General features: G+C 56.1%; 16 protein-coding genes. 5 read left to right on the top strand and 11 right to left on the bottom strand.

Annotated features, from left to right (window positions below):
• Positions 1–16 precede the first annotated feature (16 nt).
• Together K7H94_RS07180 and K7H94_RS07185 are read right to left on the bottom strand one after the other, a co-directional pair.
• Complete coding sequence (locus tag K7H94_RS07180) at positions 17–1,399, bottom strand: D-arabinono-1,4-lactone oxidase (protein WP_141495247.1); 1,383 nt, start codon at positions 1,397–1,399, stop codon at positions 17–19.
• 78 nt (positions 1,400–1,477) lie between these two features.
• The gene (locus tag K7H94_RS07185; protein WP_125310083.1) at positions 1,478–2,119 is read right to left on the bottom strand and encodes a TetR/AcrR family transcriptional regulator; all 642 of its coding nucleotides are present in this window, start codon (positions 2,117–2,119) and stop codon (positions 1,478–1,480) included.
• Positions 2,120–2,331: 212 nt separating this feature from the next.
• Here K7H94_RS07185 and K7H94_RS07190 point away from each other — a divergent pair, with 212 nt between their 5' ends.
• From K7H94_RS07190 to K7H94_RS07200, 3 genes are read left to right on the top strand one after another with little or no spacing between them, the layout of a single operon-like run.
• Positions 2,332–3,159 (top strand): MetQ/NlpA family ABC transporter substrate-binding protein, encoded by an 828-nt coding sequence (locus tag K7H94_RS07190; protein ID WP_222951877.1) that lies wholly within the window; start codon positions 2,332–2,334, stop codon positions 3,157–3,159.
• Positions 3,160–3,170: 11 nt separating this feature from the next.
• Positions 3,171–4,295, top strand: coding sequence for a methionine ABC transporter ATP-binding protein (locus tag K7H94_RS07195; RefSeq protein ID WP_141495248.1), 1,125 nt, complete (start codon positions 3,171–3,173; stop codon positions 4,293–4,295).
• Complete coding sequence (locus tag K7H94_RS07200) at positions 4,276–4,932, top strand: methionine ABC transporter permease (RefSeq protein WP_141495249.1); 657 nt, start codon at positions 4,276–4,278, stop codon at positions 4,930–4,932. The genes K7H94_RS07195 and K7H94_RS07200 overlap by 20 nt, the downstream gene beginning before the upstream one ends.
• A 170-nt stretch (positions 4,933–5,102) precedes the next feature.
• Here the strand turns inward: K7H94_RS07200 and K7H94_RS07205 are convergent, their stop codons facing one another.
• The 9 genes from K7H94_RS07205 to K7H94_RS07245 all read right to left on the bottom strand — a co-directional run bounded on the left by K7H94_RS07205 (position 5,103) and on the right by K7H94_RS07245 (position 14,012).
• Positions 5,103–6,374 (bottom strand): TonB-dependent receptor, encoded by a 1,272-nt coding sequence (locus K7H94_RS07205; RefSeq protein ID WP_222951878.1) that lies wholly within the window; start codon positions 6,372–6,374, stop codon positions 5,103–5,105.
• Between the two features lie 104 nt (positions 6,375–6,478).
• Positions 6,479–7,867 (bottom strand): FAD-binding oxidoreductase, encoded by a 1,389-nt coding sequence (locus K7H94_RS07210; protein WP_222951879.1) that lies wholly within the window; start codon positions 7,865–7,867, stop codon positions 6,479–6,481.
• A 57-nt stretch (positions 7,868–7,924) separates the two neighbouring features.
• Positions 7,925–8,722, bottom strand: a complete 798-nt coding sequence (locus tag K7H94_RS07215; RefSeq protein ID WP_104189730.1) for an ABC transporter permease — start codon at positions 8,720–8,722, stop codon at positions 7,925–7,927.
• On the bottom strand, positions 8,719–9,549 hold the full coding sequence (locus K7H94_RS07220; RefSeq protein ID WP_141495252.1) for an ABC transporter ATP-binding protein: 831 nt from the start codon (positions 9,547–9,549) through the stop codon (positions 8,719–8,721). Before K7H94_RS07220 ends, K7H94_RS07215 begins: the two co-directional genes overlap by 4 nt.
• A complete protein-coding gene (locus K7H94_RS07225) occupies positions 9,546–10,517 on the bottom strand; it encodes an ABC transporter substrate-binding protein (RefSeq protein WP_088518058.1) in 972 nt (323 codons plus the stop codon). Before K7H94_RS07225 ends, K7H94_RS07220 begins: the two co-directional genes overlap by 4 nt.
• A 13-nt stretch (positions 10,518–10,530) precedes the next feature.
• Positions 10,531–11,409 carry a creatininase family protein gene (locus K7H94_RS07230; RefSeq protein WP_141495253.1) on the bottom strand — a complete coding sequence of 293 codons (879 nt, stop codon included), beginning with the start codon at positions 11,407–11,409 and terminating at the stop codon, positions 10,531–10,533.
• 14 nt (positions 11,410–11,423) lie between these two features.
• A complete protein-coding gene (locus K7H94_RS07235; RefSeq protein WP_141495596.1) occupies positions 11,424–11,879 on the bottom strand; it encodes a RidA family protein in 456 nt (151 codons plus the stop codon).
• Positions 11,866–13,065 (bottom strand): amidohydrolase family protein, encoded by a 1,200-nt coding sequence (locus K7H94_RS07240; protein WP_141495254.1) that lies wholly within the window; start codon positions 13,063–13,065, stop codon positions 11,866–11,868. Before K7H94_RS07240 ends, K7H94_RS07235 begins: the two co-directional genes overlap by 14 nt.
• Positions 13,062–14,012: a PDR/VanB family oxidoreductase gene (locus K7H94_RS07245; protein ID WP_181444743.1), complete on the bottom strand. Its 951-nt coding sequence runs from the start codon at positions 14,010–14,012 to the stop codon at positions 13,062–13,064. The genes K7H94_RS07240 and K7H94_RS07245 overlap by 4 nt, the downstream gene beginning before the upstream one ends.
• A gap of 146 nt (positions 14,013–14,158) precedes the next feature.
• Here K7H94_RS07245 and K7H94_RS07250 point away from each other — a divergent pair, with 146 nt between their 5' ends.
• Positions 14,159–15,103, top strand: a complete 945-nt coding sequence (locus K7H94_RS07250; protein ID WP_222951880.1) for a LysR family transcriptional regulator — start codon at positions 14,159–14,161, stop codon at positions 15,101–15,103.
• A gap of 112 nt (positions 15,104–15,215) precedes the next feature.
• The gene (locus K7H94_RS07255; RefSeq protein WP_222951881.1) at positions 15,216–15,665 is read left to right on the top strand and encodes a GNAT family N-acetyltransferase; all 450 of its coding nucleotides are present in this window, start codon (positions 15,216–15,218) and stop codon (positions 15,663–15,665) included.
• Positions 15,666–15,701 lie beyond the last annotated feature (36 nt).

The raw sequence follows: 15,701 nt of genomic DNA on the forward strand, positions 1-15,701 counted from the left end.
TCCCCATCAAACTCAATCAATCAAACAAAGCCGTGACATAGTCATTGCTAAAGCGGTGCGTCGGATCCAGCTGTTCACGCACCGCACGAAACGCATCCCACTGCGGATAGATGGCGCGCCACTGATAGCGCTGCGGATCGTAATATTTACCCCAGTGCGGACGTCCGCCTTCCGCCGCCAGCAGTTTTTCCACTTCGGTGAGGAAATGCAGTCCGTCCTGCGACAGCGAGCCGTCATCCGCGTAATACACCACGAAGCCAAAAAAGCAGGTCGGCTGCTGATGCGCCGGGCTCATCCACGCCTGTGAAGCGCCGGTACAGCGCAGGATGATGGGATAGTGCATGTGCGGACGATTCTGCGCGTACCAGGCTTTGATCTTGCTGATAATTTCCGGCGTTTTGGCCAGCGGCACGCCAATCTCAACGTTGATCTGCGGTACGGCAATGCCACGACAAAACAGCTGGTAGATATCGCCGCTGATGTCGGTGAAATCACGGAAGCGGGTGACGGTACGGAACTGTTTGCCGCCTTTACCGTGAATCTGCGTGTCGCGATGCATGTGTTCGAGCGTCTGATCAATGGTGTCGTTGAGGCTGCTGTCGGCCTGATCGCCGTGCTCAATCACTTCGCGCTGATGGTCGTACCACGCCTGGCTGTCCTCGGCACTGGCGACATCGGCGTTCCAGACATGCATCAGGTTGTCATCGACAAACCACCAGGCTTTGCTGAGTTCGTGCTGCTCATTCCACGTCAGCAAATCCTGCTCCAGTGAATCGGCAGACGCCGCGAATTTATGGCAGGTAAACAGGCGAAATGGCTGAGTGCGCAAGGTAATGGCGGTGACGATGCCGAGCGCGCCAAGTGACACCATCGCCGCCGGGAAATCGGCGTCGTCGCGTTGAAACTCGCGCACGCTGCCATCGGCCAGCACCATGCGGATATGCAGCGCTTCGTCCGCCAGCGAACTCTGTGCCAGGCCCTGACCGTGGGTGCCGGTTGCCAGCGCGCCGGCCAGCGTCTGCACCGCTATCACGCCGGGCGAAGAGGCGAGCATGCGATCCATCTTTGTCAGGCTGTCATACACCTGCTGTAGCGGCGTGCCCGCGGCAAACGTTACGCTCTCTTCATCCTGAGCGAGGATGCCGCGCAGCGCACTGAGATCCAGCAGTACGTCCTGCGGCTGTACGCACAGCATGCGACCGGGCGACAAACGGCTGCCGAGCACGCGCACTTTGCCGTGCGAGTCACGCAACAGCTGTTGCAACTCAGCTTCACTGCGCGGCTGATGCAACTGCTGGCGCTGGCCAACTACCGAATTTTGCGCCCAGTTCCAGAGCGCAGGCGTGTCATCGGTATTTTGCGTGTTGCGTAACGGATAGAGGAGAGCATCTTTCTTCACTACAGCGTTCCTTAATCTGAGGTCTGTCACGGTCCCGTTTATTTGATCAAGCGTAGACCATCACAGCGAACCCGCAGATTACGGGGCTTTGCGGATATAACGCAGCGTGGCCGTCACCGCCAGCTGACGGTTGCGGCGAATACTGTCCTCTTCACTGTCGTGGGGGGTAAACAGCGTGTGGAAGGTGTAGCGGTTGGAGACGTGATGCACACAAATACTGCTGAGCAGGCGGTGTACGTCCACGGTATCCAGGCCGTCGATAAAGATGCCCTGACGCTGGCCGCGGGACAGGATGTCATCCAGCAAATCGAGGGTACTTTTGTTCATCGCTTTGATGCGATCCGACTGCATGATGTAACGCCCGCGCAGCAGGTTTTCTGTACACACCAGGCGCATAAAATCGGGATGCGTGACGTGATAGTCAAAACTGGCTTCCACCAGTTTGATCATCGCCTCTTCCGGCTCCAGCGTAGTAAGATTCAGGCCGGTTTCATGCTGGCGGATCGCCTGATACACCTGCTCCAGCACCTCAATATACAGCTTCTCTTTGTTGATGAAGTGATATACCACCATGCGCTTGGTGGTCTGTGCCAGTTCAGCAATCTGCTCCATTCGCGCGCCCTGCATACCGTATTCGGCGAAGGTTTGCAGCGCACCCGCGAGGATGCGTTTTTTCAACCCTTCCGGGTCATTTTTACGTTTGGGTGTGGTATCCGACATAGCGCTCAATAACGGTCAATCAAACAGGCATGGTAGCACAGCCGCCCGGGGCCTTTTGGCGCGATGAGCGGCGGCATGGCTTTATTCATTTCAGGAATAGCATTCCCGGATAAATCATAATGCTGGAATAAGCAACTGCGTATACTGCGCGTATCTGTCGATCACGGCAGCTTATTTTGACTCGCGTAATAATAACACTCAGGAAATAATTTATGCACACACGCTTTGTATCAGCCAAAAAGAAATTGTTGTTAACCGTCGGCGCGTTACTGGTTGCCGGCAGCGTGGTCGCGCCGTTTTCAGTGGCGCAGGCGGCGGATAAAACCGCGGTGAAGGTTGGTATCATGAGCGGCGAGGACGAAGACGTCTGGCGTGAAGTAATAAAGCAGGCCGCCGCGAAAGGGCTGACGGTGAAAACCGTGATTTTCAATGATTATAATCAGCCCAACGAAGCGTTACAGAATGGTGAAGTGGATGCCAATGCCTTCCAGCATCAGCCGTTCCTGAATAATCAAATCAAGGTCAATCATTACGATATCGTGCGCGTCGGCGATACCGCCGTCTGGCCGATCGGTCTCTATTCGAAGAAAGTGAAAAGCGCCGCCGCTCTGAAAGACGGAGCGGTAATCGGCGTGCCTAACGATCCGTCGAACGAGGCACGCGGTCTGGTGCTGCTGCAGCAACAGGGGCTGATCAAACTCAAACCGGGCGTCGGCATTGCCGCGACCACGGCCGACATCACTGACAATCCCCATCACCTGAAAATCAAAGAGCTGGATTCCGGCATCATTGGTCGCTCGGTGCCGGATCTCGATGCGGCAGTGGTCAATACCGACTGGGCGCTGAAAAGCGGTCTGACCGCGGCGGATCGTATCGCGCAGGAGCCGGTGAAAGACAATCCGTACAACAACTTTATCGCGGTGAAAAAAGAGAACGCCAGCGCCCCGTGGGTGAAAACCCTGGTGGCATCGTACCAGAACGATGCCGTCAAAACGGTGTTTGACAAGGTCTACAAAGGCACGGGCGAAACCGCCTGGTAAGGAACCCATCCATGACGCTATTTTCCGAGGCCACCGTGCCCCTGACCGCCGTGGCGCGCGGCGTGATCGAAGAGGCTCAGGTACGCGATCGCGTGGCGCAGCACAGCAACGTGGTGCGTTTGCAGGGCGTGTCGCGCCGTTTCGGCCAGACACAGGCGCTGCGCAATGTCTCACTGACAGTGCAAAAAGGCGAAATCCTTGGCCTGATTGGGCGCAGCGGCGCCGGAAAATCGACGCTGATTCGCTGTCTCAACGGGCTGGAGCAGCCCGACGAAGGCGTAATCGAGATTGAAGGGCGGCGTATTACCGGTCTGTCAGAACAGCAGCTGCAGGCGGTGCGCAGTCGCGTTGGCATGGTGTTTCAGCACTTCAATCTGCTGTCGGCAAAAACCGTGGCGCAGAATGTGGCGCTGCCGCTGAAAATAGCTGGCATGGAAAAGGCACAGCGCAACCAGCGCGTAGCGGAACTGCTGGCGCTGGTGGGGTTGAGCGACAAGGCCGGACACTATCCGGCGGCGCTCTCCGGCGGACAAAAACAGCGCGTCGGCATTGCCCGCGCGCTGGCCGCCAGCCCGGCGCTGCTGCTGTGTGACGAAGCCACGTCGGCGCTCGATCCGGAAACCACCCGCTCGATTCTCGCGCTGCTGAAATCGCTCAATCAGCAGCTTGGTATCACCATTCTGCTGATCACGCATGAGATGGAGGTGATCAAATCCGTGGCGCATCGCGTGGCCGTCATCGACGCCGGGGAGATTGTCGAGCAGGGCCCGGTGTGGCAGGTGTTCGCCCATCCGCAATCCGCGCTGACGCGCACGCTGCTGCGCGGGCTGCTGCCGCAGCTGCCGGAGAATCTCGCAGCGCGGCTCAGCGAACAGCGTGAAGGTGAGGCGATCTATAGCGTTCACTTTGCTGGTGTGGCGGCGCAGGGGGATTTGCTGACGCAGTTTGCCAGCGCTCTGCAGGGTAAATTTCGCCTGCTGCAGGGGGGCATCGACCACATTCAGCACTACGCGGTAGTGCGTTTCTTTATTGCGCTCCCGGCCGCCAACGCTGCCGATGAGTATCAGGTTCTCAGCTGGCTGCGTGCGCAGCAGGCACAGGTGGAGTTGGTCGGTTATGTCGCCAGTGATGATTGATTTACTGCTCAACGCGTTGGGTGAAACGCTGCTGATGACGACGGTGGCCGGCCTGTTTTCGCTGCTGGCCGGATTACCGCTGGGACTGATTCTGGTGACCACCAGCCCCGGCGGCATTGCTGAAAACCAGAGCATCAACCGCCTGCTGGGTGTGGTGATCAATGGCTTTCGCTCGCTGCCGTTCATTATTCTGCTGGTGGCGCTGATTCCCTTTACCCGTCTGCTGGTCGGCACCTCTCTGGGCACCTGGGCCGCAATTGTGCCGTTATCGATCACCGCCACGCCCTATTTTGCCCGGGTAGCGGAAGTGTCACTGCGCGATGTCGATCGCGGGCTGATTGATGCGGTGCGTGCCATGGGCGCCAGCAAATTACGTATTGTCTGGGAGGTGCTGATTCCGGAAGCGCTGCCGGGCATTCTTTCCGGTTTTGTCGTCACGCTGGTGGCGCTGATCGGCGCCTCGGCAATGGCGGGTGCCATCGGGGCGGGCGGTCTGGGCGATCTGGCAATTCGCTACGGTTATCAGCGTTTTGACACGGCGGTGATGGTGGCGGTGATCGCCGTGCTGATCGTGCTGGTGTGCGGTATCCAGTGGCTCGGCGATCGGCTGGTGCAGCGCATTGACAGGCGGCACTGAGAAACACGTCTGCGCCAGTACGCTCTCCTGCAGACAAATGCTTCGCATCAGGCGCTGGCGGTGCATGTCGTCAAAAAACTCAACAGGCCCCTGTTAAAGGGGCCTATGGGTTAATCAGCAATTCATCCTGAGCAGCAGGTAAAGACAGTTAATTCTGATGGAATGAATGTTTAAAAGTCGTATTGCAAACTCAAACGATTCTGCCAGAAATGTGAATCGTACAGAGGCGATGTCTGCACGCCAGCAAAATCGGTCACGCTTAATCCTTTTAATACACCGCTGAACGCCCAGGTGAAATACACCAGATATTCCGACTGATTAATGCTGGCAGACTGTGCCGAGGGTTTTAAATCCATAAACGAATATTGTGTACCCAGAGAAAGATGCTCATTAAGCACGTAGTTCAGGTTGGTCATATACGCATTGCCACTGCCCAGATCCTGGGTACTGGTGAAAAACGGCTGGGCGAAATAGGGACCCGATGAACTGTTGTGGGCATAAGGCACCACCAGTGAACCGTTACCCCAGCTATTGGGGCTGGCAGCAATATGGTCGTAGCCCAATTTCCAGTTCAGTGCAGGAGTGAAACTCAGCGCGAGCTGAGCACCGTAAGAGGTGCTATTGACCTCTCCGGCCAGCGCTTTCCCTAAGCTGGTACCGCGAATAAACTGCAGAGCCACATCCGGCTGCAACAATGTATCCTGCCACTGCACATGACTTTCGCCATAGACAACGCGGGAATAATCAGCATATTCCTGATACCACACTTGTCCGGTAAGTTTTTTGTTATCCCACTGCGTGCCCTGTCCGCCACCTATCGCCCACATGCCGTTAGTGCGCTCATCGATATCCGAATAGGCCGTGGTATCCAGGAACTGATCGTCGCCCCAGGGTTTGTAGCGCCAGACTTTGGTCGCATGCAAATACTGGGTGCTGTCGCCATAATTGGCATCAACGCCCCTGAAGAGTATCGGTGTAATACGCCAGTCATAGTCACCGACGAAGGGAATGTTAATGCGTTGATCGCCGGCAGTAATTTTAAAATCATCCTGTTGCCAGCTTAAATAAGCTTCCCCGATATTGGTCTGATTATCACCAATGTCGCTGATGGTATGCGCTTCATCCGGGTGATCAATCCCCCGCAAAAAGATGGCGCTCACGCCAGCGCGAAAACCATACGCGGGAGCCGTTTCATATTTCACACTGCCGCCGTAACTGGTGGTGTCCTGATTAAAGCCTTTGGAAAAATAGGCATTGTGTGTGGAGTAGTAGAGCGTACGCAAACTGCCGCTAACGGTACCGCAGGTGAATATATCGCTGAAGCTGTCTACACCGCTGGCATCGTAATGACAGTCGCTGATATTACTTTGTGTCGCAGCCAGTGTTGCTGGCGCGAAGGGGAAAAACAGCGCAAGTAAACCGACACGTTTTAGTGCTCTCATTGCATGATCCCTGAATAAACACACCCGTTGAGGAAAGCGTAACGATGCCAGCCGGGTGAGAGGATCACCCGGCGGTGAGTTATGCCGTAAATAAAAAGTGATGATCAATTAACGCCGGGAATAAGTACCGCCGGCAAGGTTTCACGTACTTCCCAGCCACGTAGCTTGCCGGGGTTTAATAAGTTGTAAGGATCGCAGGCGGATTTTAGGGCAACCACATCAGGCCGCACCATACCTTGTTTGCCATCCTCAATATGAATGACATGCGGATTATTTATTTTCACATTATGGCTACGATAAATATCCATAATGGCATTGAGCCGTTCCGGGCTGCTGTAACGGATTAATGGCAGGCCGCTACAGGTGAGCGCGCCGTTCATGTCGCGCAGAAATTCAATATGTGACATCACCTCATCCGATAATTCAGCTTCCATTGCCAGCACCTGTTGATGGTAATTATCCACAGCGTAAGCGGTTTGCAGGTAAGTCAGGGTTTTATCAACCTTCAATGCCTGCAGGGTGGTGTGGTTCCAGCAATATTCAATCAGGGAATGGCCGCTATTTTCCCCTTCGGCAAAGTGCAATGCATTACGGCCGTTGTGTTGTGCGAGGATGGCGGGCAGCAGGCCATCACTCTCGCTTCCGGTCACTGAAATGACACCGTGTTGAGCCCGAATCTGCGCCTCCGCTAAATCGCTGAAATAATCCAGCACCGGTGCGGCAAATACCGCGATTTGGCGTTTAACAATGCCAGGTGAACGCGCCAGCGCATCGGCATAAGCCATTGCAGAGGGGAAATCGGCGAAGGTATCCAGGCGCTCTATCCAGTCGTGGCAGGGTGCCAGTGCCAACTCGATCTCCAGCACGATGCCATTGCTGCCGTAAGCATGATGCAACAGCAGGGCGTCCGGTGCCTGCAACGTAATGATGCGCGGTGTCTCTTCCATCGTCATCATACGAATTGACAGCACGTTGCCTGGCGCGGCCAGCGGACCGTAGTTAATCGATCCTACTCCGCCAAAACCGCCGCCAAATAAACCACCCAGCGTGGCAAGTTTCCAGGTTGAGGGCATGCAACGCAGCTCCCAGCCATGCGGGCGGGTATGTGCTTCGAGATCGCCCAGACGAATGCCAGCCTGCGCGCGCACCGTACCGGTACCCATGGCGGTGACGCTGTTCAGGCGTGTCATGTCGACCATGACACCGCCCTCCAGCGGAATCAGCTGGCCGTAGTTGCCGGTGCCGCCCCCCCGGAGATTCAGTGGGATACGGGCTTTTGCACAGGCTGCCACAACGGCAAGCAGTTCGTTCTCATCGCGTGGACGAACAGCCAGCTCGGCGAACTTCTCTTCCAGCTGGTGTTTAAGCACCGGGCTAAACCAGTGAAAGTCACGTGACAGACGTTTTACTTTCGGCGCTTCTTTAATCCAGTCAAATTCCGGCAACGCCGCGACCAGCGCCGCCAGTGCAGACTGGCGATCGGGTTCAGACATGTATAGCTCCTGTCAGTAGAAGAGGTGATGGGCGGTTGATGATCCGCCCGTGTTGCATTAACTCGGGCTCAATTCACTCTCATGCCATGCTGCCAGTACGCGGCGCGTGAGCCATGACATCAGTGCAAAGAGCAGGAAGCCGGCCAGGGAAATCAGTAACAATGCGGCAAACATCAGCGGAATATTGAGTTGATAGCCAGCCTGCAGGATCTGATAGGCCAGCCCGGTATCCGTGCCGCCGGTGCCTGCAACAAATTCCGCGACCACCGCGCCAATCAGCGACAAGCCACTGGAGATGCGCAACGCACCAAAGAAATAGGGCAACGCCGATGGAATGCGCAGGCGTATTAAAATTTGCAGGCGCGATGCATGGTTTAGCCTGAAATAGCTCAGTAGCCCCGGAGACACGCTACGTAAACCTTGTGTGGTGTTTGAAATGATCGGGAACACCGCCATCAGGGTGGCGCACACCACCAGAGACAACGTGGTGTCTTTCACCCAAATAATGATCAGCGGCGCAATGGCGACAATCGGCGTTACCTGCAGAAAGACAATATAAGGAAATAACGCCGTCTCGATAAACCGATTCTGCACCAGTAAAAACGCAATGATGGAGCCAATAACCGTCGCCAGCACAAACGAGATCACCGTGATTTTCAGCGTGTAAAGTAAGGACATAAACAACGCCGGAAAGTTTTGCGCCAGGCTTTGCGCCACGACGAGTGGAGAAGGGACCAGAAAGGCGGGCACCTTAAACGCGGTGACCAGAAACTGCCACAGTAACAGCATGGCAATGGCGACCACCGCCGGAAACAGCCATTGTTGAAATTTACGGTTTGCTGCAAGCGGTTTCATGCTTTGCTCTCCTGACTGGCTGCGAGCAGGCCGCGCTGCAACAGCTGCGCATAATGGGTAAACGGCTGACTGACTCGAAACGCATCATCACGCGGCAGGCTGGTTTCAATGCGAATATCATCAACAACGCGACCCGGACGCGCGGCCATCATAATCACACGCTGCGACAGGAATACGGCTTCCTGAATCGAGTGGGTCACAAAAACTACTGTAAGCTTTTGCTCCTGCCACAAATCGAGCAGGTCGCTGTCCAGTTTGTTGCGGGTGATTTCGTCCAGCGCGCCAAAGGGTTCATCCATTAACAGCACCCGGGGACGCGTCACTAAACCACGGGCAATTGACACCCGCATCTGCATGCCACCGGAAAGCTCGCGTGGCAGTACATGACCAAACTGGCCCAGGCCAACCAGTGCCAGAATCTCGCGCACCCGGGTGTCGGCTTCACCGCGTGGTACCCCCGCCAGATCCAACGGCAGGCGTACATTCTTATGCACGGTGCTCCACGGCATCAGGGTGGCTTCCTGAAACACAAAGGAAAGCGGCAGATCGCGTTGATTCTCCCGACGATCGCGACGAAATAGCATCAGTTTGCCATCACTGGGTTCAATTAAGCCGGCGATCATTTTCAGCAAGGTACTTTTGCCACAGCCGGAAGGGCCGAGCAGTGAAACAAACTCGCCCTGGCGCACGGTCAGTTCCACCGGCAGCAGTGCCCGCGTCCCGTTGGGATAGATTTTCTCCGCGGAGAGCACCTCAATCGCCGGCGGCGCGGCAGGCCGTGGCTGGCTGTCCGGATTGATCGGCGTTATGTTGCTGGCGGTGTTCATGGCATGACCTTAACGTCTTTGATGAACTGCAGCGTGTAGCTACCCGCAAACGGCACTTTGGCCGGATCGATTAGCTTGTTATCCACCAGCAACTGCCATGTCTGTTTTAGCCGTGGCTCGGTAATAATACCGATACCCGCCGTTTGTGCGTCGCCGCCCGTCACCATCTGGTATTTCTTCATCTGGGCGATACCGAAGGCGATCTGCTCCTCGCTCATCTGGGGATTCTCTTTCCTGATGAGAACGTTGCCAGCGCTCGGATCCTGCAGATAGTTTTTCCAGCCCTGCATTGAGGCTTTAACGAATGCGGCTACCGCCTGCGGACGTTTCTCAATGGTTGATTTCATGCACACAATGCTGTTGCCGTAGGGCGGGTAACCCCATTCGCTGATCGGGTAGACATTGGCTTGCGCATGGGCTTTCTGCACGGCAAACGGTTCCGAGGTGATATAACCCTGCTGCACCAGCGTTTTGTCTGCGAGGAATGGCTGGATGCTGAACGTGTACGGGCGCACGCGCGCATTCTTCAGGCTGAGCGCACTCTGCGCCCACGGCCAGTAGGAGGTATAAGCTTCCGCCGCCAGCAGGAAGGTTTTACCCTGCAGATCCGCTTTATCTTTCACATCAGGATGGGTGAGAAAAGCAATTGCCGAGTGCTGGAACGTAGTGGCAACGGGTACGGCTTCAACACCCTGCTGCCAGGATTCAAGCGCCTGCATGTTATCGCTAATGATGCAGTCTGCCTGACCCGCCGCCATCAGCTGCATGGTGTGAACCTGGGGACCACCCATTTTAATGGTGACGTCCAGCCCGGCATCTTTATACAGGTTCTGCGCCAGTGCCTGATAAAAACCGCCATGCTCTGCTTGCGCATACCAGTTGGTCATAAAGGTGAATTTCTCCGCCGCCATGCTCTGGGCCGACAGCGCCAGCGACAGTGCGGCAATCATGCTTAATTTTTTATTCATCGTGATCCCCTGGTTAGCGCGGTGTTAAGAGTGATGCAGCGTCGTTGTGGTCTAATACTTTGCCCTGCCAGTGACCTGTGCCCCATGCCGGTTCAGCGCGGGTTACCCAGCTCATTTGATGCATTTCGGTGATCACCTGTGCCCAACTTTCCGCCAGCGAATCCAGAATCGCCGCGCCTTGTTCGGGCGTGGACGGCTGTGGATCGCCAATCACGCCGCTGGGGCCGAAATCATAAGAAGCCCATGCCGCCATGGGTTTACTGGTCGAGAGTGTCGGGCAGGGGAAGGCAGGCGGATAATTCGCCACGGCTTTGCTCATCTGCACTGTGTCGGGGGCGAGTGCCAGCATCAGTGCGGTTTCCGCATGACCGGCATGCATCGCCATTTGACGCTCTTTGTCGTCCATAAAACTTTCGGCACAGTTGGGCACTTTGAAGGTGTCTTGCATGATGATGATCATGTCACCGTGTCGCAGACGGAGTTCGCGTGCGGCCATCTGCAGCGGCTGTGGCTGCCCGCCATGGCCATTCACCATTAAAAACTTACGGAAACCGGCGCGATAAAGAGATTCACCAATCTCCAGAATGGTATGTAACAAGGTTTCCCCGGTCAGCGTCAGCGTGCCGGGAAAGTGCAGGTGCTCATCGGATTTGCCATAGGTGATCGGCGGAATGGCATAAGCCGGGATATCCGCGGGTAAACGTGCCAGGGCATGCCCGACCACGCCCGATGAAATGACGCTGTCGACGGCACACGGCAGATGGGGACCGTGCTGTTCGATGGCGCCGGTCGGTAACACAATCACCGTGTTGGCTTTATTATCCAGTGTGGCGATGTCGGTCCAGCTCAGGTACGGCAAAAAGCGGTTTGCCGGGATATAACCATGCAACATACTGTTTCCTCGCGTTATTGTGGCAACCACGCCGTGGCTTCAACTTCAATTAGTACGTCCGGGCTCGGCAGCATTTCACTGACCTGCACCACCGTTGACACCGGCGGTTCGTCCGGGAAGAACTGCTTGCGCACCCGGCTGTAGTGCGGGAAATGGTCCAGATTGCGAAAGTACTGCACCAGTTTGAAAACATCACTCATCTGCCCACCGGCGCTTTCAAGGGTGGTGCGGATGCTCTCCAGCACATACCAGCTTTGTGCCAGGATTGGACCTTCTTTGAAATCGGTAGAAAATTCACCACTGCGTCCCAGCAGCCGTTGCGCTGCTTCGGGAACATCGCTGTAACCGCGCACGATCGTCGCGGTTTGCGGATTCACCGGAATAATGCCGGAGAGAAAAATAAAGTCGCCGACGCGTCGCCACGCCGCATATTTCGCCAGCGGCTTACCCGCCCCTTCATCTAGCGTCATCAGTTTCTTCTCCATAACGCACGCCTTGTTTAAGCCGATAGCGCTGGCGCCGGCGCAGCGGCCAGCTTGCTGTATCGGCATGCGGAAAAATCACCATATCGTTGTGACGGAAAGCATCGGGCTGGCAGATGAGCTGAGAGGCTTCATCAAAGGCAGCTCCCAACTGCAGGCTCAATACCCCACTGAACAGGGTATCCAGGGGGTCGTAACTGCCGAGAGGGCAGAAGGCGTCCTGCACGTTGTCAGCGCCCAGCAGCAGTGAAATTCCACGCGCCTGCGCTTCTTTCACCAGCGTTAATCCACGCTGACGCGGTGTGCGATAGGGCACGGCGTCCTGTAACAGCAGGTTGGTCAGGGGCAGAGCGATCAGCGTCACCCGGTGCAGCGCCAGCCGATCAAGAATCTGCAGCGCATCTTCCTGTTGCGACAGCGCGCAGCTGTGGCTGCAGGTAATATGACCACTGAACGGATGTTGTTGCAGGTAGTTCGCCAGCCAGCGCATGCCCTGGGCATCAGCATTCAACTCTTCATCAATGTGCAGGTCGATATCGAGCTGCCACTGTTCGGCAGCTTGCAGAAGATGTGAGAAGGCTTGCGCATCCCAGTTGCTGCTGTGAATGAAACCACCCAGAAGCGCGCCCGGACCGCTGATGGCCACCTGAGTGGCAATATGCTGCGCATCATCCGCGCTGGCGAAAAAACTCAGCGGGGCGAGCGCCACGCGTTCGATACGACATAAAGGATGCTGTAACTCACCAATAACCTGCCACGCCAGCGGCGCCTGCGCGCTGAACCAATCGACGTGGGTGCGTAATAAACCCACGCCACTCTCCACCGCCCATTGCAACGCCTGATGCGCGCGCTGATGCAGGTCTGCACGGCTCCAGTGCACGCGATCCTGGTGCATCGCGGTAATCGCAGCCAGCAAACCGGGCTGGCGTGCCGGGCTGCGCTCGAAGGTGAACGTTTTGTCCAGATGCGCATGCGGTTCGATCAGGGCAGGAAGCACCAGAGCGCCATTAAGAGGCAAATAATCAGCATACGCTCCTTCACTGGGGGCGAACTGCAACCCGTCAGCGTGAAAATGTAACGTCGCCAGCTGCGGCTGGTTGTCCTGCTGTGGCCAGCTGTCTGGCAGGAGCCAGCGGGGTAAACGTGCGCCGGTTGCGCCTGGATAGATGTTCATAAGTCCAGTACCAGAAGCGGAGAGCGTGCGCGTGAGCAGCACAGAACGATGCAGTCATTCGCGGCACGCTCTTTTGGGCTTAACACCTCGTCGCGGTGATCGGGTTCACCCGACAAAACGCCCGTAATGCAGGCACCACACATGCCTTGCTCACAGGAGAGTTCGATATCGATACCCGCCGCTTCCAGCACCCCGGCAATGCTTTGTGCCTGTCCAACGGTATAACGCGCGCCGGAGGAGGCAATCTCCACGTCGAAGCTGTCGCCTGCGGTGATCAGGGAGGCTGCAGGATTGAAACGTTCGCTGTGCCATTGATCTGGCTGCCAGCCGCGTTCCAGCGCTTGCTGCTGCAGGTAGTGCATGAAACCAGCTGGTCCGCAGGCAACCAGCGCGCTGTTGGCTGATGTTTCCAGATCGTCAGGTATCCGGGTGCGCAGGCTGTCGCCTTCGCTACTGCAGTGAATGACGACACGCTCACCGAGCTGCGCCAGACGTCTCGCAAACGCCAGTTCATCATGGTGTTTGAGAAAGATATGCAGCATGAATTCAGCCTGCCGCCCGGCCAGCGCTTCTGCCATGACCAGCAGTGGCGTCAGGCCAATACCGGCAGCAAATAATAAGGTGCGCGGTGCATCCGGTAGCGGAAAGTGGTTACGCGGTGCCGACAGGGTTAACGCATCGCCGACATTCAGCTGTTGATGCAGCCAGCGGGAACCGCCTGTCGAGGCGGGATCAAGACGCACGCAGATTTCATAGCCAGCGGCACTGGCTGGCGAACACAGTGAGTATTGACGTACCCCTCCCGCCGGCAGGTGGACATCAATGTGCGCGCCCGGTGTAAAAGGCGGCAGCGGTTGGTCGCTGGCACTCTCCAGCGTCAGTAACAGATTGCCAGCACCGTTGGACTGCTTTGCGATGACGGTGACAGCCAGGTGTGTTGATTTCATAATCAGCCTGTCTTTGCAGGGCTGTCATCAGCGTTAGCGCCGCGCATACCCTTGTCTTTATCATGGATGCGATTATTATTTTGCCGTTGTGTAAGCGTCCATCTGTTTAATTCGCATGATGCGTTGCAAAAAAGAGAGCACCCACTATGTTTGCCTTCTCACGTTTTCTGATTTATTTCACCGAAGTGGCACGCCAGGGTTCGCTACGTAAGGCTTCCGAGGTGTTGCACGTCTCTGCCTCCTCTATCGACCGGCAGATTTTGCGCGTGGAGGAACAGCTGGATATGCCGTTGTTTGAACGCCATCCATCAGGTTTATGTATGACTGCCGCTGGCGAAATCCTGTTTAATGCGGCCAAAAACTGGCAACGTGATTTTGGTCGTGTTTGTACCCAATTAGAGGATCTGCGTGGCTTGCGACATGGCCATGTACATATCGCCACCATTGATGCCATTAACCGCGGTTTTTTCTCATCAATCCTGCAGCGTATCCGTGAAGACTATCCGGGCATTTCGTTTACCCTCACCACCATGAGCAATATCCATATCGCGAATGCGCTGACCGCCGGTGATGCGGATTTTGGCATCATGCTTAACCCACAAAGTTCGCGTGAACTGCTGGTGAAATCCTTTGCAGATCTGCGTCTGGGGATTGTGGTTAGCCGACATCATCCCCTGGCAGCGCTGGAAGCTATTCGCTTTAGCCATTGCGAACCCTGGCCGTTTATTGTGCCCGCCGCGCCATTAATGCTGGCCGATCCGCTGGAAGCGCTCATTAACAGTTCTGGCATTCGCCTGAAGGAAGTGGGGCGCACCAATAACATTCATATGCTGCGATCGTTAGTGCGTGATGATGTTGGCATCAGCCTGATGTGCTGGCTGGATATTGTTGATGAATATCGCCGGGGAGAACTGAAATTCATTCCGCTGATCGACACGGTATTAAAACCCTTTACTCTGTCACTGTGCGTGGCACCACAACGCCAGTTATCGGTGGCCGCGTCAATGATGCTCGGGCAGCTCGAGTTATTCTTTGCAATGATAGAGAGTGAAGAAGCGCTGGCGGGGAAGGAAGAGAAGCATATCGGGTAAACGCCGGACTTGCCTGCCAGATATTGCAGCGGGTGGTGACGAACAACACCTATTGTAGATGTCAGGTCAGTCTGGTAGCGCCACAGCAGCCTCCTTTAATACAGGTATCACGATGGTGAAGATTGAACACGCAGACCCGCGCTCGGCGGAATCACAGTGGCTGATTGAAAAACTCTCCGCAGAGCTTGCGGCTATCACTGGCGATGGCGGAAACAGCCGCGCCAGCGTTGACACCTTTCAGGGTGAAGGCGCGTTGTGGGTGATCGCGAGAGACGCGCAGGGCACGGCCGTCGGCTGCGGCGCGTTACGGCCGGTGGCTGCCGGGATCGCTGAACTGAAAAGGATGTTCTCCGACCGCAGTTTGCCGGGCATCGGCTGCGCCTTGCTCAGCGCTCTGGAAGCCGCGGCAAAAACGTTGGGATATCGTGAACTGTGGCTGGAAACCCGGCATGTTAATCAGCGTGCCGTGGATTTTTATATCAGGCAGGGCTACCGGCAGAGAGAAAATTACGGACCCTACCGCGGCCGGGAAGAGGCCATTTGCCTGGGCAAAACGTTATAAAATAAAGGGCTGGCTGACATCAGTCCGGCGGGTTTA

Source organism: Pantoea dispersa (assembly GCF_019890955.1).
Lineage (GTDB): Bacteria > Pseudomonadota > Gammaproteobacteria > Enterobacterales > Enterobacteriaceae > Pantoea > Pantoea dispersa.